The organism is Synechococcus sp. CCY9201 (genome assembly GCF_034931105.1).
In the GTDB taxonomy this organism is placed as follows: Bacteria; Cyanobacteriota; Cyanobacteriia; order PCC-6307; family Cyanobiaceae; genus CBW1002.
Genome location: NZ_JAYGIC010000115.1, coordinates 1 through 1,178, shown reverse-complemented (window position 1 = coordinate 1,178; position 1,178 = coordinate 1). Strand labels below are relative to the sequence as shown.

1 protein-coding gene is annotated in these 1,178 nt (G+C 63.1%); it reads right to left on the bottom strand.

Translation table 11 applies throughout. From position 1 onward, the window contains the following. Positions 1-141 precede the first annotated feature (141 nt). Positions 142-1,178 (bottom strand): transposase (locus VB716_RS11215; RefSeq protein ID WP_323270517.1); only part of this gene is annotated, 1,037 nt, incomplete at its 5' end.

Genomic DNA, 1,178 nt, shown 5'->3' with positions numbered 1-1,178 from the left:
CTAGGAGTTTGTCGCCCGAAACCAGCAGCGCCAGCGAGCACAAGAACTTGCTGAGCCAATGGTCTTGGTTATCGGCATCTCAATGCCGGTGATTCCGGCCAATCTTCGGTTGCCGCACTGGCAGCCAGAGGGGCTGTCCCCTCAAGCTGCCAGTGCTGCTTTGAACCTGAACAACTTGTTGATGTTGTGGGTCAGGCACCAGAGCGCCCATTCACCGTTCACGTTGTCCAGGCCGCGCAGGAGAAAGCGGCGCAGTCCACGGCATTCCTTGGTCTGACCAAAGACGGGCTCCACGATCGTCTTGCGCCTGGCGTAGATCTCGCGTCCTTTCTTGCAGCGCAGCTTGCGGTTCATCCGGCCCTTGGCATCCAGGTTTTTGGGGATGGGGCCACGGGTTGGTGCTGGAGGCTGGCCGTGCTTCTCCCTGCCGGTCGCGATGTGGGGATCGACCCCCCGTGCCGCGCAGGCCTCGGCGTTGGCCTCGCTCCAGTAGCCGGCATCCGCGATCAACGTTTTCGGGAGCTGAGCGGTGTTGGCAATGGTGCGCTCAAGCATCGGTTCGAGATGCTCCACATCAGGCGGCTGGTTGCTGACGCCGATGGCCACGATCACCTGGTAATCCCCATCCACAGCTGCTTGGCAGTTGTAGCCCTGAATCCAGTTCCCATTGCTCTTCATGATGTGGCTGGCTGGATCAGTGAAATTGCGCTGGCTGCCTTTTGTCGGTGTGCCGCAAGCCTTGTGCGCCAGGCCGCGATGGGGCATCTGATCGGCCGCCAGCGGCTCAAGATCAGGTGGTCCCAGGCCCGCGTCGTTGGCCTTGGCGATCGCCAGATCTTTTGCCGCAGCTGCCTTCTCGACTACGCGATCGGCTGTCTTGCTGCATTCTTGCCGTTGCTGCTCGGGCGCCTCTTCCGCGGCCTTCGCGGCCGCTGCCGCCTGCTCCTGTCGTTCCCGTGCAGCGGCAGCCGCGGTTTCAGCCTCCAGTTCCCGGCGAGCCTGGCGAATCTTCTCCAGCCGGTCTTCTCGGCGGCGCAGTGCCTCAGGCAGGTCGCTGCCGCGTTTGCCCTTGCCGTAGCGGCCATCCTCCTGGGCGTCGAGGATCTCGGCCTTGCGCAGCAGCTCCCTGATCTCCTGCTCCAACTGCTCCTCGGATTTGAGCATCCGCTGGTGGCTCA